A 17,812-nucleotide genomic window follows, 5' to 3' on the forward strand; every position below is an offset into this window, starting at 1 on the left:
CTGTTCGTGGCGGTTCTGGGCGGATCGAGCCTGTCGTTCGCCTGTGCGACCTGGACCGAGCAGTTCGCCGACTGGATCGAGGCTCACCATGCCGCCTTCGCCTTCTTCGGCGGCGTGACGCAGCTGCCCGTCACCACCTGCTCGAGATCCTCGAGGACCGATATGGGTGCCGATCAACGATGGTGACCAGCCAACTCCCGGTGGCGCGCTGGCATGAACTGATCAACGATCCAACCTACGCCGATGCCATCCTCGACCGGCTCGTCCACAACGCCCACAGGCTCGAAATGACCGGCGAATCCATGCGCCGCCTCACCCCGGTCGCAGCCGCTTGACCAACAGCAAAGCATAGTGTCACAACACAGCGACGATCAGGTGCTCCACCTGCGCGCGATCAAATCGGAACACTGCGCGGCATCAGATCGGAATACATGCGCGCGATCGTCGGAATCCGCACCAGATAGCCATTGTCAAATGCGCTGCTGGGATAAGCTTGTGAAAGCGGTTCAATCCATCCATCAATAATGTGCTGGAGACGGGGGGTTGGCATGAAACTGAAGCCATTTTCATACGCGTTGATCGCGCTTCTGGCGTTTCAAGGATGCTCAGCCTCGTCCCAATCAGCTCCGAGAATTGGCGTCTTTGGGTTGTCTTCTCAACGCATCTCCGGGGCCGAGTCAGTGCGTGTCCCCGGGGTATCCGGATTTTCCCAGGTTTCAGTCTTGGTGACTGTCGATGTCGACGGAAACGTCACTAACGCAAGGGTTACAGATAACTGGTTCGACGGCGACGCTAGTGCAGCCTTGGCTGCCGCGAGGCAGTGGAAACTCAGGCCACAATCGTTTGATGGCAAACCGATCCAAGCCGTGGGGAAAATCACGATTGAATTCAACCCTCCCGAAATCCCGCCCGACACGTCGGTGCCGTTCCCTACCGCAGCGCCGGAAGATGTAGAGATCACCCTCGAACGGACCGCCTGTTTCGGAACTTGCCCGGATTATCAGGTGACAATCAGGGGCGATGGGAAGGTCCGCTTCTAACCCCGCGAAATGAGTTTTCCCGGCACCGCTGCAGAGGTGCACCGTATGTTCAACGGACAAAACGTTTTGTGGGCGGGGAGCCACGAAGCGCAGGTTAGCCCCCAAGCCGTCGCCGACCTGATCGAACGATTTCGGTCGTCTCACTTCATGGGAATGAAGCCTGAGTATGTCGCCGGGGTGACTGACAACCCGACCTACGCCTTGACGCTACGCATCGGAAAGGTGACGAAGCGCGTGGTCGATTACGTCGGCAAAGAGGTCGGAATGCCGGCTAGTGTGACGGCTCTGGAAGATGCTGTGGACGAAGTCGCCGGCACAGCTCGGTGGGTTCGGGGAAACGCTCAAACGGTTGCGCTGCTCAAGGCCCAAGGATTCAGTTTTCGATCACGAGATGCTGCGGAATTGGTCCAGTCCGCGATCCAACTGAACAGGTGGCCGCCAGAGCAGGCTGGCGCCAATGAGCTGATCCAAGCAGCAATTGCCGAAGGGTTGGATTTGTCGAAGAGGGTCGGTGTTGGGATTCCCGGGCGGTCGAACGACTCCGCGACCATCGGTGCAGTGATTGCCCAATATGCAGCCGAAACTGGCAACGTTACCCTTTTTGACGAGATGAAGCGCGCGGGACAAGTCGCGCGGATGACCAAGAAGAGCCTGGACTCGGCATTCTTGAGTGACATGGGTTGCAGCGCCCAGATTGCGAAAGCTCTTGTCGAAGCAGGAGCAAGTCCGAAAGCGGCTGGAGAAAACGGAAATGCACTGCACGAGCTTCGGAGCAGCTACGGGCGTTGTGCCGATGCGGGCAGCGCCAAGCGGGTAGAGATGGCTGCTGCACTGGTCTCACTTGGCGTTCCACTGGAGGCCCGCGATAGCATTGGTTGGACGCCGTTAATGGGCTCAATTGACCCCGCAGTGGCTCAGGTATTGCTGAAAGCGGGAGCCAATCCAAACGCCAAAGACGATGACGGAACTGCGGTCGTGCTCTCTCTAGCTGATGATCGTGCCGTCCTTACATTGCTTCGGGCAGGCGCCGATCCCAATGCAAAAGATGGAGACGGCACGCTGCGTCAGCGAGCTCTCAAACGCCACTGGCCGGGGACGTTGGCGTGGCTCGATCAGCATGGAATCAAATAGGCAAGTACTCGCCAAACTGAGCTAATCTTCGAAGTCGAGATCGGTTAGTCGCCGTATCAGATTCTCGTATAGGTTCATTATTACCTCTGCAACCCTCTGGTTTCCTTTTTGGTCTGAGCCCCGACCTTGCTCCACCTAAGAGTAGAGCCCACGGCTCGATTGACCCTGTCCCGGACTTGCCGTGGCCATGTGCTGTTGAGCAACAACATCACGTCACCCAGTCTACCATCGTCAGGCCAACGAAATCACGGTTCAAGTATCGGCGACTGCGGACAAGTTTACGACTAAGCCTTCACCACCCTAATTCCGAGTGGGCAACTGCGTCGCTTCCGTAGCGGCGCGGACCACCTCGGCCAACCGCTCGCCAGCATCCGCTTCCACGGTCCGCACCATGCGTTGCCCGGTCTCTGGGTCGGTCTGATGGAAGTGGAACTGCGTGCCCTTTAGGGGCTTTGAGATCAGATCGGCGATCATGATCTCGCGCTGGCGGTTCTCAGGTGTGGCAAATGGAGCGACGAGATCGACCAACCAGACTTCGTCGCCGGACTGCCATTCTTCCAGCGTCAGGCGGTTTTGGGGATCGACCATGCCGCGCTGCAGCTTGCCTACGGCCGTAGGATTACACTTGGCCCAAAGCGCCAGTCCAACCGGCTGAGCGCCATCTCGAAAAAGGTAGAATTGCTGATGAATAAGCGCCGGCATCACCAGCCACTCCAGATCTCCGATCGCAAAGGCCTTATGCAGAGGGGATTGGGTCAGCAGCCAAGTCATTTCGCCAAGCAAGTGGCTGACGGTGGGCGGCACAGCGCTCGAGCCCTGATCAGGTGCAGCCGTCTTGGCTTTTGATCCGGGCTTGGCCCGCTTGGGAGGGGGAGGTTTGATCGGCATGGTCTCCCCCTTAAGCCGCAGCAACCGCAAGCCAGTCAAGTGAATGCTGGCCGGACCACGCCTGCTCCGTCAGGTTACTGTCGCCACTGCCGCTGCCAAAGACGCTCATGGCCTGCGCGAGACTGGCTGCCGCCTGGGTTGTTGCCAGGCTACCCGCACCAGCATCGGTGCTGGCTGCAGTGGGCGTCGAGACCGGTGCTGGTGCGACCTGCGACGGGGTGAAGCCCAGCGCGACATTACCTACAGTGGCAGTCAGGCCGTTGTCCCGTTTGAAGGTGGCCGTCGACAAGACCAGGTTGTGGCCCAGCTTTGCCGTGTCAGCAGTGTTGGTCTGACGCAACGAGATCTCGGCGATCCCGAGATCGGCCAGTGTTTTCAGTTCGCCCTGCTGCGACACGCCGTCGCCATTGGCATCGACCCAGACCTTGAGCTCGCCAAACCGGGCGTCCGCCGATGACAACTTGCCGTCCTTGGTGTTGTCGAGCACGGCAAGACCGTCCCAAGCGCTTGTCGCATCCTTTTTTTCGGACAGGAACGACAGTTCCGACGCGTCCGTGATCTGGCCATCGCCATCGCGGTCGATCACCAGCATGCCGTCGCCGCCGGCCATCCAGCCGGTGTCGTCGGCAACACCATCGCCGTTCATGTCGAACATGGCGCCATTCTTGTCGTAGCGGACCACCTCAAGGCCATCGCCATCGAGATCGAGCACGATGGTCGAGAGCAGTCCGCCACGGTGGGGACCGATCTGGAACTCCGCTGCGGGTCCCAGGCTCCCCGCTTCTGGGTTCAAGTTTCCGGCCGCACGGCGCGGAACAATCCGCACCAAGCCGGCGCTCGCCGAAAGCCGATAGTCCTTGACCCTGCCCTGCCAGGTGCTGGTCTGGATGGTCGTCTCGGGCAGTGCCTTCAGCGCCTTGAACGCGAGACCGACGTCCAGCAGTGTGCCGCTCTGCCCCCCTGACAACGCATAGGTGCTGGTGTTGTAGATGATGTTCTGGCCGCTCGTGGCGGTGGCGCCGGTTGCCGTGCCGTTGAGCACGATCGCGGTCACCCCAGCTTCGGCCAGGCTCAGCAATTCGCCCGCATCGGTCTTACCGTTGGCGTTGGCATCGCGCCACAGCTTGAACTCGACAAAGCGGTCGTCCTTGCCGTCCAGCACGCCATCGGCATTGCTGTCGAACGCGACGAGGCCCTCAAGATCGGTCTTTGCCCCGGGCAAGTCCGCCACAAAGGAGATTTCGGCGATGCCATCGATCTGGCCATTGCCGTTGCGGTCCAGCGCAAGGAACGCATCGTCGGTTTCGATCCATCCGGTAAGGTCCGCAATCCCGTCGCCGTTCATGTCGAAGCGAGTTTCGCTGTCGGCAAGCGTGATCAGCGGCGCATTGTCGCCATCGAGGTCGAAAACGACCGGCGTGGCGATCGATGCCGGAGCGCTGGGCGTGGTCGATGCGGGGCTACTTGCCTCGACATTAGGACCATTGGTCCGCACCACGCCGGGCCCGGTCGGCCGCTGCGTAACGATGGTAGCACCGGGCGGCGGCTTGAGTGTCGATCCGGTCGGGCTGCTGGACGCAACGTTCAACTGGTACCCCAGAAAAACATCTCCAACGATGCCTCGGGTGCCGTCATTGCGGACATAGTCTGTCGTGCCATAGACAAAGTTATCGGTCTGACTGTGTATCTCATCGTTCAACGTCAGGGTCAGGTTGATTGAGGCGATGCCGCGCTCCTGCAGGCTCTTGAGTTCATCGGGCTGGCTGACCCCATCGCTGTTTGCATCCTGCCAAATGCGGAATCGCGCGAAATCTGCGTCGCCCGCGTCGAGCAAGCCATTGCCGTTGGTGTCGTAGGCCCGAAGACCTTCCAGATCGGTCATCGCGCCCTGCAGATCGTCGATGAAAGAAATCTCTGTGATATCGTCGATCATGCCGTTGCCGTTGCGGTCGAGCGCTAGCAAGCCATCGTCAGGGGCCACCCAACCGACCTTGTCCTTGTGCCCGTCACCGTTCATGTCAAACTGTGTTGTAGATACGAGTGTCGAGATGAGTTCGAGGCCATCGCCATCCAGGTCTAAAACGATCGGCGGCTTGACAGCCCCAAACTGCATGAACCGTAGGTGCAGAGTTTTCGACGTGGATTGACCGGACGAGTCCGTGGCGGTCACGATAACAGACCATTCGAATGAGCCATAATCGACAGTAGTGCTGTAGTAGCCGCCCCATGATCCCCAGCTCCCAGCGACCCAAGGCATAGAAAGTGAGATCTGGCCGTACTGGTTGATGCTCGGCGTCGGCCGTGCCCATTCTGGCGTGTCTCCGACAACGTTGGTAGTCGTGGAGCCATAAACACGGAACGTAGATGTATAGGGGTAACCGGGCACCTGACTGAACGAATAACCGTCGATTTTGTAGCTCACTGTCGATGTGAATAAGCCAAGTGCGTCCGGATCAATCCCAGACACGGTCAATATCACTCCGCTCTGCCCCGAGTATATGCGGTATGAATAGGTAGAATCCTCAACGGTCTGGCCGCCGGAAACATAAACGGAAAGGTCAGGTGGCTCAGCAACATCATTGATGGATGCCGTCATGGTCGCTTCAAGACGCTGCCCGCTCGCACCCGTTGCCCAGATGGCGAGCGGCATGTTTGCGCGGCTCGGATCACGGACGGCCACGTCGTAGGTCTCCCAGTCCCAGCCATTGAAGTACCATTGGGTCTGATAAGTGACCGTTAGCCCTTCGTAATCGCTGCGTCCGCTAGTCAGGTAGAGTCGACCCGAGCCAGGCTCGATCGACCACATGCCGTTCTGCAGCGCGCCACCGGCAAACGACCAGGTGATGCCGCGCCCGCCTTCAGGATCACTCGACAGCATCGTCTTAAGGTCAATGAATGTCCCGGCCGCGCCGTTGGTCCAGACGTAGTTCTTGTCACCTTCATCGATCGAACCTGACCTCGAGGTCAAAGTGAATGGTTCATCGACGTCGGAAATGAACACCTGCACCAATTCGGGAGCTGACCACAGCGATCCGTCAAACGACTTGAGCCAGACGTCGGCCACATGCGCATCAAGCCGGCCATCACTGTTCCAGTCGTTGATGTTGTAGCCGTTCGTACGGAACCATTCAAAGTCGAAATTGAAGTTGGGGTTGATGCGGACGGTGTTGCCGTCGATGTAGAACCAACCTTGCGACGTAGAGCCATCGGCAAAGCGCAGCAGCGGCACCGTCCCATCCGGATCGCTCAATGAGAACGAAGCCACTTGAGTGTAGGCATTGGCAGGGTTGGCGCCAAAGCCAGTCTCATCAAGGAAGGACCATTTGGTCACTCCATTGTCGGGCGCGCTGGGTGTCTCATTCACGTCGGAGATGAACACCTGCATCAACTCCGGAGCGGACCATTGTCCTCCGTCGAAGGCCTTGACGTACACGTCGGCCACATGGGCATCGAGCCGACCGTCGCCATTCCAGTCGTAAATGCCATATCCATTCGCCCGGAACCATTCGAAATCGAACCACAACCCTGCGTTGATGCGCACGGTGTTGCCGTCGATGTAGAACCAGCCCTGCGATGTGGAACCATCCGCGAAACGCAGCACCGGGGTCGTGCCGTCGGGGTCGCTGAGGCTGAACGTTGCCACGGTGGCGGAGGTGTTAGCGGGGTTTGAACCCCACCCAGTCTCGTCAAGAAACGACCACCTGGTCACGCCGTTGTCAGGCGCATTTGGGGCTTCGGCTACATCCGAAATGAACACCTGCAGCAGTTCGGAGCCTGACCACAACGCACCGTCGAAGGCCTTGACATAGACATCCGCCACATGGGCATCGAGCCGCCCGTCGCCGTTCCAGTCATAGACGTTATAGCCGTTGGCGCGGAACCATTCGAAGTTGAAATTGAGACCAGCGATGATGCGGACTACGTTGCTCGCATCGATGTAAAACCAGCCCTGCGACCGGGTCCCGTCCGCAAAGTACAAGCCTGGCGAGGTCCGATCAGGGTCGCTGAGCGAGAACGAGGCAACGGCGGTGTTGGCATTGGCGGGTTTGTCGCCCAGCCCGGTCTCGTCGAGGAAGGACCAGCGGGTCACCCCGTTGTCCGGTGCATTGGGCGCCTCGTTCACGTTGGTGATGCCGATCGTGACCGTTGTCGCGCTTTGGCTGTAGCCCGCCGCGCCCTGGTTGTCGCGCGCGAGCACCCAGTAGGACCGGCTGGGCTCGGGCCCCTCAAAATCGAGCACCTGATTGGTGGTGATCACCCCGGTGGTCTGGTTGATCTGGTAGCGTCCATCCCACGATACTGACACCGCATTGGTGCCATCCCAGAAGAAGTACCGCTGCTGCCCGAAGGGGTCGCCGGCGGAATCGGGATCGCTGGCCGCGACCGTACCGACCGTGGTCCCCACGCCCTGCAGCTCGGCCACGCCGAAGCCGTAACTGGCCGGCAGGCTGTTCTGCTCGTTGAGGTTGTTGATCGCGATCGTGACCGTGGTCTGGGCCGTGTTGAAGCCCGCGTTGCCAGCATTGTCGCGGGCAATAACGGTATAGGCCACCGTGGCCGTACCCGCTTCGAAGTCCAGCGGCGCATTGGTGGTGATCTGCCCGGTCGTGGCATTGATGGCATACCGCCCGTCAGCTGAGGTGGCGCTGGCCGCGTTGTTCACCAGGAAGTAGTAGCGCTGCTGCCCGAAGGCCACGGCTGGCGCGTCCAGATCGCTGGCGGCCACCGTGCCGACCAGGGTGCCCACGGCAACGTTCTCGTTCACCGCCATGGCGTAGGTGGCGGGCAGGCTGTTGGCTTCGTTGGCGTTGTTGACCGAGATGGTGAAGCTCTGTTCGCGCACCGCGTTGAAGCTGTCGGCCACCTTGATGATGACGGTGTGCGATGTCGCCGCCTCGAAGTTCAGCAGGGCTCCGTTCGCGACGGTCAGAACGCCATTGTTGGCGATGGTGAACCGCCCGCCGGCCGTATCGGACAGCGAGAAGGTGAAGGTGTCGCCCGTATCCGGGTCCGTAGCGGTGGCCGTGCCGACCACCGTACCGGCCGCCGCATTCTCGTTGACCGCACCCCCGAACGAAATCGCCGTCGGCGGGGCATTGATCACGACCGTGGTCGTCACTTCTGGGCTGAGGTAGGTCTGGCTGTTCTCGACCGCCCGGGCCCTGGCCTTGAGGGTGAGGTCCTGCGACCAGCCGGACGGCGCCTTGACGGTGAGACCCGACACCTGCCCGGGCTTGAGCACCCAGGTCTGGCTGAGCGAATCGTATGTGCCCGCGCTGAGTGTCACACCCGCCGGAACCCCGGTGATCAGGATATCCTGCACCTCGGACCCGTCCTGATCGGGGAAGCTCGCGTTGATCGTCAGGGGGATCCCGGCGACCAGGCCGGACGTCCCGGAGCCACCGGCGAACTGTGTGATAGTCGATATGGTCGGCACGCCGGCGATCGTCACGTCGAATTCCTGCGAGGTCGTGACCCCGCCGCCATCCGCGGCAGTGATCCGCACGCGCGCCGTGCCGCTGGCATAGCCAGCAGGCACAATCGTGACTGTCCGCACCCCATTGGCATCCGGCGCAGAGAAGCTGACGCTGCTCACCACCGTTCCGGACACGATCGTGGCGGACAGCTGGATCAGGCTGGCGGGCGTGATGTCATCGCTCGGCGCGATCGTGAACGACAGGGCGGTGGCCTCGGTCCCGGCCTTGGGGGTGATGGCAGCCAGCACCGGTGCGGCATTGGCGTTCCAGAAGGTGGCCCAGCTCTGGCGATAGGCCAGATCGGTCATCAACGTATCGCGTGCGGCCGTGGTGGTCGGCCGGGTCTTGCCGGCCATCAGGGTCACCAGCCCTTCGATGTTGATTGTGCGGCTGTAGGACTGATCGGCGATGATGAAATCGATCTTGTGATTGGCGCGACTGGTGGCGTCGGCAACGACGTACCAGTTCGTTACCTGGACGCTCGAACCCGTGCCGATCACAGAGATCTTCAGGTCGTTCCCGATGCGCTCGAACCACAGGTCTCGATCGGCGATGATCCCCGTGGCATCGTCGAAGCCGATCATATCGACATCGTCGCCAGAGGGATCGTAGTTGTTGATCGTATCGGCACCGGAGGATCGGGTGACGATGTAGACATCGTTGTCGATGCCGCCGTTGAGGGTGTCGTTGCCCTCGCCGCCGTCCAGCACGTCGTCCCCGGCCTCGGCATCGATGGTGTCGTTGCCGGCACCGCCCAGCAGGGTGTCGTTCCCGGCCCCGCCGCGGATCACGTCATTGCCGTCTCCACCGAAGATCACGTCGTTGCCCGCCGATCCGGTCAGGGTGTCGCCAAAGGTCGATCCCTGGACCAGCTCGATTCCGCTGAGGGTATCGCCCTGGGCATCGCCACCCAGACCGGTGCCGGTGGCCAGATTGACATTCACCGCTGCCGTGGACGCGCTGTAATCGACCCCGTCGAAGCCGGCGCCCCCGATCAGCTGGTCGGCCCCGGCACCGCCGTCGAGGTAGTCGTCGCCGTCCCCGCCGTCGAGCAGATCGTTCCCGGCACCGCCGATCAGGCCGGCCTGGCTAAAGCCACGCCAGGCATCGGTGCCAGCCGCGCGGACGCCGTCGGATCCGCCTTCGCCATAAAGCTGGTCATTGCCATCCTCGCCACGCAGCACGTCGGCATCATCGCCGCCGCGCAGGGTATCGGCCCCCGCCCCACCCCACAGCCGGTCGCTGCCGGCCTGACCCAGCAGACTGTCGTCCCCGTCCCCGCCATATAGTGTGTCGGCACCGTCGCCGCCATCCAGCAGGTCATTGCCGGCCAGTCCGGAAAGCAGATCGTTGCCGCCGTTGCCGTAGATCAGATCGCGCCCCGCCTGACCGGTAAGGGTCTCGGCCGCGATAGTTCCCTCCAGGACATCATCGCGATCGGTGACAGCAATTGTGATGGCCCGGCTGATCGTGAAGGGCGCGCCCGTCCGGTCGGTGGCGGTCAGCGTCACGACCACGCTGGTGGCAGCCTCGAAGTCGAGCGAGGCGTCCTGCTTCAGCCGCAAGGTATTGTTGATCACTTCGAACCGCGTATCGCTGACCGACCAGGTGTAGCTCGCGCTCGGCAGGCCAGCGGTATCGGGATCGGACACGGACAGGGTGCCGAGATCGATTGCGGGCCGGGCCACGCCCGAGGCCACGCGGTCGCGTTCGGCCACGCTCGTCACCAGCGGGGTCCAGTTGAGGCTGGTCGGCGCCTCGTTGAGATCGTTGATCCCGATCGTGACGGTCGACTGCGCCTGGATGAAGCCAGCGTTGCCGGCGTTGTCCCGGGCGATGACGGTGTAGGCCGCCGAGGGTGTGCCGGCTTCGAAGTTGAGTGCCGCGCGGGTGGTGATCTGGCCGGTCGTGGCGTTGATCGTGTAGCGCCCGTCGGCAGAGTTGGCGCTGGCCGCCCCGCTGACCAGGAAGAAATAGCGCTGCTGCGCGAACAGGCTGCCCGCCGTGTCGAGATCGGTGGCCGTGACCGTGCCGACCGCGGTGCCGATCGCCACGTTTTCATTCACCGTCATGGCATAGGTGGCGGGCAGGCTGTTCGCCTCGTTCACGTCGGTGATCGCGATCGTGACGGTGGACTGTGCCTGATTGAAGCCCGTCGCCCCGGCATTGTCGCGAGCAACAACCGTGTAGGCCGCGCTGGTCGTCCCTGCCTCGAAGTTGAGCGCCGCATTGGTGGTGATCTGGCCGGAGGTGTCGCTGATGCGGTAGCGTCCGTCGGCCGAGGTGGCGCTCACTGCTCCGCCCACCAGGAAGTAGTAGCGCTGCTGGGCAAAAGCCGAACCCGCCGTGTCGAGATCGGTTGCAGCGATTGACCCCACGACCGTGCCGATCGCCCGATTCTCGGCCACGCTCATGGCGTAGGTGGCCGGCAGGCTGTTCGCCTCGTTCACGTCACGGATGCCGATGGTCACGGCGGACTGGGCCTGAAGGTAACCGGCATTGCCGGCATTGTCCCGCGCGATCACGGTGTAGACCTGCGACGGCGTGCCGGCTTCGAAGTTAAGCGCAGCCGCCGTGGTGATCTGGCCGGTCACGGCATTGATCGCATACCGCCCGTCCGCCGAGGTCGCACTGGCCGCGCCACCCACCAGGAAGGCGTAGCGCTGCTGTGCGAACAGGCTTCCGGTGGTGTCGAGATCGACCGCGGCGACCGCACCAACGGCCGTGCCGATGGGGACGTTCTCGTTTACGCCAAAGGCGTAGGTCGCGGGCAGGCTGTTGGCTTCGTTGACGTCGGTCAGCGTGACCTGAATCAACTGATCGGTCGCTGCGCCCGAGGCGTCGGTCGCCCGCACGGTGATGGTCTGCGCCGCGCCCGTCTCGAAATCGATCCTGACCGGATCGGCCACCGTCAGCTTGCCATCGCTGGACAGAGCGAACCGCCCTCCGGCGTTGTTGAGCAGCGAATAGCGGATCGCCTCGCCTTCGGGATCGGTCGCCGTGAACTCTGCCACCAAGGCGCCGAGCTGGATCGGGCTTGCCGCAGCGGATTCGGCCAGGGCGATTGGCTGCCCGGTCTTGGTCTGCAGATTGCGCGGTGCGTCGTTGACCGGGGTGATGGTGAGATTGACCGGAATCTCCGCGGACTTGCCATCCGCATCGGTGACGATCACGCTGAAGCTATCGGTGCCGTTGGCGTCAGCGTTCGGGCGATAGGTGAACTGTCCGGTGGTCGGGTTGAGCGTCACCACGCCGTTGGCAGCCGCCTTGCCGAGCTGGTAGCCGGTGATGTTTTCATCCTGGTCGATCGCGCCGGTTCCGGTCAGTGCCGTCGGGCTATCCTCGAGGATGGTCAACGCGATCGGCTGGCCGGTCGGCGCGGCTTTGTGGCCTTCGTGCCAATAGGTCGGCAGCAGCGCGGCCACCGTCGCGCTCATGCTGGCGGGCGGGGTCGTCCCGGCGGCCGTCATCGCATCGATCAGCGGGGCAGCGTAGGCCAGGTACAGGGTGTGCGTGGCCGTGCTGACAGTGCGCACGCGCGTGCCGCCGCTGGCCAGGTAGTAGTCCTTGAGCGTGATCGCAGCGTCACCGCCGATGACGCTGATCCGCAGGTCATTGCCCGAGCGCATCAGCCAGAGCTGCGTTGTCGCCAGGGTGCCGTCGAACACCACCGCGTTAACCCCGTCCGCATCGGTCAGGGTATCGCTGCCAGACGCTGCATCGAACAGGTAGGTGTCGTTTCCGAGCCCGCCCGACAAGGCATCGGCGCCCAGACCGCCAGCGAGCGTGTCGTTGCCCGCCCCGCCGGTCAGCGTATCGGCATCGGCGCCGCCGAGGAGGACATCGTTGCCGTCGCCTCCGTCCAGCAAGTCGGCCGCGGCGCCGCCGGTCAGGCGATCATCACCCGCCTCGCCATAGAGCTGGTCGGCGCCCTCGCCGCCATCGAGCACGTCTTTCTCGCTGCCGCCCCAAAGCCGGTCGACTCCATCGCCGCCCGCGAGGTTGTCCTCGCCGGCCTCGCCATAGAGCCAGTCGTCGCCGCCATCCCCGGTCAGCACGTCCTTGCCGGCACCACCGCGGATCGTGTCCGCCCCGTCGAGTCCGAACAGGCGGTTGTCGCCGCCGTCACCGGTCAACGTGTCGCCGAAGGCCGAGCCGGTGACGTTCTCGATCCCGATCAGCACGTCCCCCGCGGCATCGCCGCCGCTCTGCGCCGTGGCGAGCGTCAGGTTGACCGTGACCGCCGCCGCCGAGCGGACATAGCGCACAGTGTCGCCCGCCCCGCCCGCAGCATTGGCGCCGCCGTCGAGCCGGTCTGCTCCGGCCCCGCCCTCGAGCACGTCGTCACCATTGCCGCCCGACAGCGTATCTGCCCCGTCGTAACCCACCAGCACGTCGTTGCCGTCGCCGCCCGACAGGTTGTCCGCCAGCGCCCCGGTCTGGCCGACCAGCAGATCATCGCCGGTCGTGCCGACCAACTGTGCTGCACTCGTCGCGATCAGGATGCTCGCCAGCGAGACAGACTGCCCATCTGCCAGGCGGAAAGCCTCGATCGCGCTTGCCGTCAGGGTCTGGTTCTTGATGGTGATCTGGGACGCGGTGGATCCGCCATACCGGATGATCAGGTCATTGCCGCTGCGGACGAAGGTCAGGTCGGTCAGGCTGATCCCCGCGCCGAACTCGATATCGTCCGCACCGCCGCCTGTAACGGTGTCGAACAGCTGACGGGCGACCTGCAGCCCGTTGTTCGTGCGAGCGAAACCGCTGAGCCAGCCCGCTGGAGGAAGGTTGCCGATGGCCGGCTGTGCCACCCCGGTCGCCTGCGCGTAGTTTAACGTGCTGTCATCGTAGACGATCGCCCCGTCGGGTCCCTTGATCTGCAGCCGCCAATAGAAGTTGCCGGTGACGGTTTTGGTCCCCGTCGCCTGCCAGATGGACACCGCGTACCCGCTGGCCAGTGTCCCCGCCGTGGTAACGACCTCCTGGACGCTGAACGCGCCTTCCCAGATCGTGTCCGCACCATCACCGACGTTCCAAACATAGACGTCGTCGCCGGCCCCGCCCATCAGCTGGTCGTTGCCCGCTCCTCCAGTCAGCACGTTCTGCCCGGCATCGCCGCCAAGCACATCGGCCCCGCTGCCGCCGATCAGGTCCTCGATCCCGGTATAGGTGTCGCCGATCGCATCGCCCGAGTTGGTCGACGGGGCCGACAGCATCGCGCGGACCGCCGCCGCGGCCGAGGCGTAGGAGGCGGCATCCTGGCCGAGCCCGCCGATCAGCGTGTCCGCCCCGGAGCCGCCGTCGAGCACGTCGTTCCCCGTTCCGCCATAGAGCACGTCGTTGCCGGCCTCGCCGCGCAACAGATCGAAACCGCTGTTGCCCGCGAGGATATCATTGCCGGCCCCGCCGGCGATGACGTCGTCCCCTGCCCCGCCGGTAATCCAGTCCGCGCCCGCCGTGCCTGAAAGCGGAGCGCCGCTGGTGCCATCGGCACCGTCGGTCCCCGCGATCAGCGTGGTCTTGCCCAGCGAGATGTCGAGGATACCGGTCTGGATGAAGGCCAGGCGCTCGATCGCGCCCGGTGCCAGATACCAGTCCTTGATCGTCAGGCTGTCCTTGACCCCGGCATAGCTCGCCAGATCATCGTTCTCGTCGCTGATCGCCAGGACCAGGTCGTTGCCGGACTTGCGCAGGATCACATCCTGGATGTTGATCCCGGCGGCAAACTCGATCCTGTCGGTGCCGGCGTTGGCCGTGAGGGTGGTGGCACTGGCCGGCGGCGTGAACATGCGCAACGTGCCGGTGCTGCTGTCATAGTCGTAGCGACCGACCCACTGGTAGTCGGGGTTGGTGGCCGTGCCGGTGTTGCGCCTGAGGACCACGCCACCCGGTCCGGTGACCACGCCCGTGCTCTGGTCGAAGACGATCCCGGCCGCGGTGTTCCACCCCCCCGCGGCGGTCCAGATCACCGTCCAGGCGTTGATGAACTCGTCGAACACCATGTCGCGGCCATCGCCGCGCGCATACTTGAACGTATCGTCCCCGGCTCCGCCGACCACCACGTCGCCATCGCCGCGCCCGCCGGACAGGACGTCGTTGTCCGCGCCGCCATAGAGATCGTCCGCCCCGGCATCGCCGGAGAGCACGTCGTTGCCGCGCCCGCCGATCAGCTCGTCGTTGCCCAGGCCGCCGATCAGCAGGTCGCGCCCGACGTCGCCTGCGACCATGTCGTCCCCGGTGCCGCCGTTGCCGACATCGTCGCCGGCGAGCAGGAACAGCTTATCGTTCCCCGCGCCGCCGAACACGAAATCGTTGCCCGAGGTGCCGATCAGCACGTCGTTGCCCGAGGTGCCGGTGATGAAAGTCGACAGGTCGCCCAGGCGCAGTTCGGTGCCGTCAGCAAACTTCAGCCACTCCACCCGCTTGAACGGGTTGGCGAACCAGTCCCTGATCGTCAGCTGGGTGCCCGAGAAGCTCTCGACCCCGTTCACCGTCTGCATGACCATGATGATCAGGTCATTGCCCGGCGCCGCCGCCGTGCCCGATCGCTTGAGCTGGATATCGCCGATCTCGATCCCGGCGCCGAACACCACCGCGTCCTCGCCGCCAGCGGCGTTGTCGTTGACCACCCCGCCCCAGGTCCCGGCCCAGTCGGCCTTGATCGTGCCGTTGGCGATCCCGGCGAAGCGCTGGCTGATCGCATCGCCGCCGGTGGTGGCCGCCACCGGAGCGCCGACCGCCTCGTCGTTGATCGTGTCGAGCCCGTCGCCGCGCCGCACCACATACTGGTCGTTGCCCGCGCCGCCGGCCAGCTGGTCGCCATCGCCGGCGCCGCCGGCCAGGATATCGTCGCCACCGCCACCGGTCAGCGTGTCGGCCCCCTCGCCGCCCTCGATCCAGTCCGACCCCTCGCGCCCGCGCAGGCTGTCGTTGCCCGCACCGCCGTTGAGGTAGTTGCCGTCCCCGCCCAGCGCGCCGGCATCGGGCCCGCCCGCATCGAGCACGTCGTCGCCATCGCCGCCCAGCAGCCAGTCGTCGAGCCGCCCGCCATAGAGCGTGTCGTTGCCGGCCCCGCCGAACACATTGTCGCCCAGGTTCGAGGCATAGACTAGATCGTTGCCGGCTCCGGCATCGACCGTCGCGGCGATGTCGATCGCCAGCTCCTTGCGGTCGGCGGTCGCAAAAGTGAGCGAGCCCGTGCCCGCCCCCGAGGAGCGCGCGATCGAGAACGTCGCCTGCCCGCTCGCCTCGTCGAGCGTGACCGCATCGATCCACGCCAGCGGCAGCGTGCCGGTGGTGGCGTCGAGGATCGTCCCGGTGCCGCGCGCGCTGACCACGCCATTTACGTCCGCCGCATTGGCGATCAGGCTGGCCCCGGCGGTGACCGTGGCGCTGAGGGTGAAGCGCTCGTTGCCCTCGACATTCAGGAACTGGGGCTTGCCGTTGCCCGGGATCGTCGCCCCGGTGAGCGGATCGGTGGTGGGCGCGACATAGTCCGGATTGGCGACATTGTCCGCCAGCACGGCGACACGCACGAACTTCTGCACCTGCCCGGCGGCAAAGGTGAGCGCCGTGGCCGCGGTCCAGGTCACCCCGTCGTCCGAAACCTCGATCCCCGCGCCGCGGTCGACGCCCAGCGTGGTGGTGTCGTCGAGCACGGCCAGGCTGGCACTGACCGCGCCCGTGGCGGCCCTGGACAGCGAGACGCGGAACACCGCATAGCCATCCCCCTCGCGCGCGAAGGAGCGCCCGACCATCAGCGTGGGCAGCGCGGCGGTGCCGTCGACCACCGTCGCCTCGGCACTGCCGCCGACGATCGACAGCCCGGTGCCGTTCGACAGCGTGCCGAGGAAGCTCTCGGCAGCCTCGGCCAGCGCATCCTTCGTAACGGTGACATTGACGCTCTGGCGCACCTCGCCCGCGGCGAAGGTCACGGTCTGGGTCAGCGCGGTGAAATCGCTGCCGGCGACGGCAATGTCGTTGTTGAGCTTACCATTGACGGTGAAGCCGCGCTGGTCGGCGAGCTTGGCATTGCGTAGGTCGATGGTTTCTGCGGCGGCGGTGGCGGTGATACGGGTGATCGATTCCGCTTCGATCGTGTCGTCGATCCTCGCAATAACATTTTGACTCGCGTCGAAGACGATCCAGTATCTTGCTCCAGTGCTAGGATCGACTGCTCCCACCAACTGGCTAGGATTTATGGATGCACCGTCGATTTTACCGTCGAAAGCTTCATCTAGAAAACTAACAAAGCCCCCGGTCCAGTCTGTAGCTGCGCGCTTGGTTAAGCCGAGCTCGCTGGCTCTTGCCAGCGTCACAATCCATCCCGCCGAAAACGCCGAATTCGGATCAGCCGATATTAGGTAGTTGATCGAAGCTCGATTTGCAAAGTACGTCGAATAGTCACGTCCAATGCTGACATCGCCGAGCAGTGCGTTTACATCGAACTTTCCCGCAGCCCCCGCACTGTTAATACTGGGATTTCCAGATGATAAAGCTATGTTTCCGGAGATAGCGCGCTTGACAAAAATATTCCCGCCTGACATCTTACCAAGCATACTGTTAAGCGCAATATAGGTTCCGTGTGTAACAAGGGCCTGTGCGCCATTTTGTCCTGAAAATCTTGCTGTGATTTGGCCTTGATCAGAGCCACCGCCCTGTGGGCGGTAAACGTATTCACGCTTAACCATGCCATAAGATCCATACTGGATCCCCTGGGGATCAAGCAAAACGGACCCGCTTGCTCCGAGGACAGCGCTAAGGTTTGTACTCACAGCCGAAGCCAAGTTGCGAGCGGCCTCCTGCGACCCGCCTTTCCGGGCCCAAACGTTGCTGACTGCAAAGGTTGCTGCGCGTGGATCCCAGACTACATCTGCTCCAGACCTGGGTGTTCCGCCAAAGATCGAGCCAATCAAACCTCCGACCAATTGCCAGAACGCCACAATTACGACGGCCGCCACAAAGGTTGCGGGATTGAAGCCCGAGGCAGCAATCAGATTACCTGCAACCCACGATCCGTAAGCCGCACCGACTTGAGCGCCAATTTGGCCACCGATAGATTCGGGCGTGCTGATAGCGCTAGCTAGCTTGCCACCCAGAAAGGATGCAGCAGCGCTTGCAATTAATGTCGTATCAACGCCGCTAAATGCCTTAGAGTCGGTTTCGAAACTCACGCTGAGCGTGCCAGTCGGCGGATCATGAGCATGGCAGCGGCGGCGTAGAGGAATGCTGCTGCGGATTTGAGGGTTGCCTCGACATCCTTGGCCAGGCGACGAT

At 63.4% G+C, this 17,812-nt stretch carries 4 protein-coding genes and 4 pseudogenes; 4 read left to right on the forward strand and 4 right to left on the reverse strand.

What is annotated here, in order from left to right:
* Together H7F49_RS17530 and H7F49_RS17535 are read left to right on the forward strand one after the other, a co-directional pair.
* A pseudogene (locus H7F49_RS17530) lies at window positions 1–186 on the forward strand (hypothetical protein); the annotation flags it as partial.
* Window positions 135–335: pseudogene (locus H7F49_RS17535) on the forward strand (ATP-binding protein); the annotation flags it as partial. The pseudogenes H7F49_RS17530 and H7F49_RS17535, both read left to right, overlap by 52 nt.
* Before the next feature lie 59 nt (window positions 336–394).
* On the opposite strand, the gene H7F49_RS17540 reads toward H7F49_RS17535, so the two are convergent.
* Window positions 395–550: a hypothetical protein gene (locus H7F49_RS17540; protein WP_185684865.1), complete on the reverse strand. Its 156-nt coding sequence runs from the start codon at window positions 548–550 to the stop codon at window positions 395–397.
* Here H7F49_RS17540 and H7F49_RS17545 point away from each other — a divergent pair.
* Window positions 549–1,337 (forward strand): annotated as a pseudogene (locus H7F49_RS17545) (DUF6438 domain-containing protein); the annotation flags it as partial. The gene H7F49_RS17540 and the pseudogene H7F49_RS17545 overlap by 2 nt on opposite strands.
* A gap of 522 nt (window positions 1,338–1,859) precedes the next feature.
* A complete protein-coding gene (locus H7F49_RS20000) occupies window positions 1,860–2,171 on the forward strand; it encodes a hypothetical protein (RefSeq protein WP_407940324.1) in 312 nt (103 codons plus the stop codon).
* A gap of 300 nt (window positions 2,172–2,471) precedes the next feature.
* Here H7F49_RS20000 and H7F49_RS17555 read toward each other — a convergent pair whose 3' ends face one another.
* From H7F49_RS17555 to H7F49_RS17565, 3 genes and pseudogenes are all read right to left on the reverse strand, one after another.
* Complete coding sequence (locus H7F49_RS17555) at window positions 2,472–3,059, reverse strand: toxin-activating lysine-acyltransferase (RefSeq protein WP_185684868.1); 588 nt, start codon at window positions 3,057–3,059, stop codon at window positions 2,472–2,474.
* A 10-nt stretch (window positions 3,060–3,069) separates the two neighbouring features.
* Window positions 3,070–16,719 carry a beta strand repeat-containing protein gene (locus tag H7F49_RS17560; RefSeq protein ID WP_185684869.1) on the reverse strand — a complete coding sequence of 4,550 codons (13,650 nt, stop codon included), beginning with the start codon at window positions 16,717–16,719 and terminating at the stop codon, window positions 3,070–3,072.
* 986 nt (window positions 16,720–17,705) lie between these two features.
* Window positions 17,706–17,812: pseudogene (locus H7F49_RS17565) on the reverse strand (IS5/IS1182 family transposase); the annotation flags it as partial.

This window comes from Novosphingobium aerophilum, assembly GCF_014230305.1.
GTDB classification, from domain to species: domain Bacteria; phylum Pseudomonadota; class Alphaproteobacteria; order Sphingomonadales; family Sphingomonadaceae; genus Novosphingobium; species Novosphingobium aerophilum.